Genomic DNA, 4,308 nt, shown 5'->3' on the forward strand with positions numbered 1-4,308 from the left:
CTTGTGGATCTGTCATGGGTGGCAGATCGGCGAAGCTCTCTATCGGGCGGCCCTGGAGGTTCCTCCAAATCTCGTCGTATTCACGCTCGACGTCTGCCCAGGAAGGGCGTATCGGCAAGTCGAAGCCGAGAAGCCCCAGCCCCTCCACTCCATTTTCGACCGCACCGCTGTTGTCCGACTTGACAACGCAAAGCTCCACCTTGAGCCGGTAGACCGCCGCCTTCTCCACGTTGGCAGTTTCTTGGGTCAGCAAGGCAGAGATCATCTGATCGGCCTGCGCGAGATCGCCGCTGAGGAAGGTGCATTCGGCATGCTCAATTGCCAGCGCGAATGCAAGTTCGGCATGTGTCGTCCAGCCGACATCGACGAGCTGCGATCGTCCCCTTGCCAGGTAGCCGCACGCCGCCGAATAGGCGGCGGACGCCTTGGCTTTCCGCCCAGCACGCAAATACAGGTTTGCGACCTTCGCGCGCTCCGCAGGTGCGATGCTTCCGATTTCGATGCGGTTGAACTGACTCACGATGTTGAAGACATCGGCATCGATCTCGGCTTCATCAAGCGTCGCAAGCAGCCGCGATCCGATCAGTTGATGGGTGGCGGCCTTCTCGGGTTCGGGAAGGGTGGCATAGGCTGCTTCATGGATGCGATCATGCGCAAACGCGTAGCCATCGTCGACCTGGAGGAGCAGACCGGCCAGGAGAGCGTCATGGAGAAGCATGTGTGCCTTCTCGGCAGATGCTTCGACAATCCGCTGGAACGTCAGGGCTTTCACAGCGTTGCCCATGCAAGCCATTTGCCTCAACGCCTGCTGTGAGGCTTCCGGAAGGCGACGCAGGCGCTCGACCATGAGATCGACTATGCTGTCACTTACACGCCTCGCATTGACCTGATCGATATCCCAACTCCAGCCCGATGAATCCGGATCGTATACGAGCAGGTTCTCGTCAACGAGGCTCGCTACGAACTGGGTGGTGAAAAAGGGGTTGCCGCCAGCCTTCGCAAATACGCTGTCGGCAAGCGGAGCCACTCTCTGTGGATGATCGTCGAGCGCATCTGCGATCATGTGGACAATGTCCTGCGGCTGGATTCCGCTCAATTGAATATCTTGAACCGGCGCTCCTGACGTTCGGATGGAGCGCAGGCGTCTATACAAGGGGTGATCTGGAGCAACTTCATTGTCCCTGTATGCGCCCACGAGGAGAAGGCTTCCCGTTTCGGACTGGGTCACCAAGTTCTCGACGATGTCCAGGGTCGCCGAATCCAGCCATTGCAGATCGTCGAGGAACAATACGAGGGGATGTTCTGGGCGTGCGAACACACCGATGAACTGTCGGACCACAAGGCGTAGCCGGTTCTGCGCCTCAGGACCGGAAAGATCAGGCACCTTGGGTTGTTCGCCGATAATGGTTTCCAATTCTGGAATGAGATTGACTATTAATTGGCCGTTCGGCCCGAGGGCTGTGGCGAACTCATTCCGCCACAGCGCTAGCTCGGCCTCGTGTTTGCTCAACAATTGTGCAACCAAGCCTTGCAATGCCTGCGCCAGCGTCGCGTATGGAATTCCGCGTTTGTATTGATCGAACTTACCAGCAGCGAAAAGTCCGCGCCGAGACGCAAGCGACCTGTGCAATTCGTTGACGACCGACGATTTGCCGATCCCCGAATAGCCGGACACAAGAACGAGTTGGGGAGAGCCATTCGCCACGACCCGATCGAACGCAGTGATCAACGATCTGATCTCGTCGTCGCGCCCGTAGAGCTTTTCCCGGAAGATTAGCTTAGTTGGCGTGTCGCGCGTGCCAAGATCAAACGGCCGAACGGCCCCGCGCGCCTCCCATTCCTCGAGACACCGCTGCAAATCCGCCTTCAGGCCAGCGGCCGTCCTGTAACGGTCCTCCGCAGCCTTTGCCAGGAGCTTCATGACGATGGCTGAAACAGGCTCCGGAATTCCGGTCAACCTTTCTGAAGGAGGGATAGGTTGACGGGCCACATGACAATGAATCCACTCCATTGGGTCAGCAGCGACAAATGGCAGGGCGCCGGTGATCATTTCATAGAGGGTAACGCCGAGAGCGTAGAGATCGCTGCGAGCATCGATCGACCGGTTCATGCGTCCGGTCTGTTCCGGAGCCATATAGGCGAAGGTACCGGCGATCACCTCGGGGGGCACCGGAGTCTGACGCTCGCGTGGAAGCCGCGAAGCGATGCCAAAGCCAATCAGCCAAGCGCGATCGCCGGAGCCACTTATGAGAAAATTGTCGGGTTTGATATCCTTGTGGATTAGCCCAGCTTCATGCATCTGCCCCGTCGCATCCGACATTGCCATGGACAATATCAAGAACCGCCGGATCGGGATCGGTGCCCCGACCTGCCGCGAAAGCGGCTCGCCGCCGGGATCATCGAGTAGAAGCTCGGTAACGTTTCCTTCCCCCAGAAGCGCCATCGGGCGCGCGGCCCATGTGCCCTCGATATATGGTTTCAGGCTGTGTTCATTAACGAGGCGCGCTGCGAGGCCCAACCGTGACTGGTCCAATTTTGGCCTGACAACGAGCGCGGTCTTCTCAGCGTTGCCGTCTCGGCGCCTCACCCTCATCAGCAAACGCTCTTCGTCTTCGGCGAGGACCTTGAGGTCAACATTCGAGAGATCTACGAGCCTGCGCGTGTTCGTCATAGGCCTCTATCCGAGTCTCGTTGCGTCAAGTCGCCGATGCCAACGGTAATCAGCCAGACTCGCGCTGTCACCGTCCTTGAACAGCTCCTCTGTCGCAGTTGCTTTCCCAGTCGCATCGTCCCCCCGTAACGACCAGAGAGCAATAACACCGGACTACGGCCTCGGTTGGCCGACGGTAAATCCTTTACAAGTCCCATCCTGCAAACCGCCAAAAGGACGATCGTGTATTTGTATCCGCGTCAATCACGAGCCAAGAGAGCGTCGGATACTGCATCCAGCAATGCTCTGGTATCAAATGGCTTCTGAAATACTCTAGAAACAGAAGCTTCGGTCACTCGCCTTTGAGTGGCCAGTTCCTGCCTGCCTGTGATGAAGATGACGGGAAGGTTGGGAAGTCGAGCATTTGCCCTCCGCTGCAGTTCGACTCCATCCATGACCGGCATGCCGACATCAGTGATCAGGCAGTCTACTTCCGACAGCCGATCACCCTGGAGGAGAGATAAGGCAGTGTCATAGGAGCGCACCTTATGCCCGGCTGATTCCAGGAGATCTCCCAGGGACTCAAGTAGATACGGATCATCGTCCACGATCGCGACGACCCACTGACGAGAATTCACTTCACAAAGCTCCTGCATGGCGGGAATGAGTTATCGGAATATCGAGCATGGCTGCAATCCGCACCAGATCGGCAAGTGAGGCAGCCCGCATCTTCTGCATGACCTTGCCTCTGTGAACCTGTAGCGTCACCTCGCGTATTCCGAGCTCTGCCGCCGCCTGTTTGTTCATTAGCCCGCTGACCACGAGCGGAAATACCTCCCGCTCTCGAGGTGTAAGTTCAGCAAAGCGGCGTCGGAGAACGCCCAATTCGTCCTGCTTCGAACGGCGCTCCCGATCTCTCTCAATGCCAGCTTTGATAGCTATGAGCAGATCCGACTCCTGGAAGGGCTTCGTGAGGAAATCAACGGCACCCCGTTTCATCGCCCTGACCGTCGAAGGGATATCCCCATGGCCCGTAATAAACACAACTGGCGGATGATCGCCGCTGGCGATCTGTTCGTGAAACTCAAGCCCGCTTACGCCGGGGAGCTCCACGTCAAGCACGATACAGCTTGGTAAGTCGGGCCGACGGTATTCGAGGTACTCGCTTACCGAGCCCACTGCGACACACCGGAGGCCCGCCGATGCGAGGAAGTCACTGATCGACTCCCGAACATGGACATCGTCGTCCACGAGAAAGATGACCTGGTCGGAACCTTCCACGCCGATTTCTCCGTTCCCTGCCATAAACCAGCGGCAAGCCCGCCCCTTTCGCTAGACTAGCAGACATGGGAGGCATGAGATGTAATAGAAAACAATAATTGCGGGCCTTCTTCAGAGTGCCCCGCTATCCCTCGATTGCGGTGAATGATGATCAAATCACCGCAGGTCGGTTGTCTCTATGCCGCGAGACAGGATTTTCAGCGCGTTCGGAGTTGCGGCAATTGTCAAGTCGTGCCTTGTCGCGCGATAGTGAGGCGTTCGTCGCATTTGACTCTCGCTAAACGTTCAGGATTTGGACCGAGTGCGGCATGCGCAGCAGTCCGCGTTGTTCACGATCGTCGCACTGCCGAACATGGAGTCGCATGATCAACCATGTC

3 protein-coding genes are annotated in these 4,308 nt (G+C 57.6%); all 3 read right to left on the reverse strand.

What is annotated here, in order from left to right:
• The coding region (locus EN984_RS24345; RefSeq protein ID WP_164765612.1) for a serine/threonine-protein kinase at positions 1–2,671 on the reverse strand (2,671 nt) is incomplete at its 3' end.
• A 239-nt stretch (positions 2,672–2,910) separates the two neighbouring features.
• A complete protein-coding gene (locus tag EN984_RS24350; protein WP_127270690.1) occupies positions 2,911–3,288 on the reverse strand; it encodes a response regulator in 378 nt (125 codons plus the stop codon).
• A 1-nt stretch (position 3,289) separates the two neighbouring features.
• On the reverse strand, positions 3,290–3,931 hold the full coding sequence (locus EN984_RS24355) for a response regulator (protein ID WP_127270687.1): 642 nt from the start codon (positions 3,929–3,931) through the stop codon (positions 3,290–3,292).
• Positions 3,932–4,308: the final 377 nt, after the last annotated feature.

Source organism: Mesorhizobium sp. M7A.F.Ca.CA.004.12.1.1 (assembly GCF_003997835.1).
Lineage (GTDB): Bacteria > Pseudomonadota > Alphaproteobacteria > Rhizobiales > Rhizobiaceae > Mesorhizobium.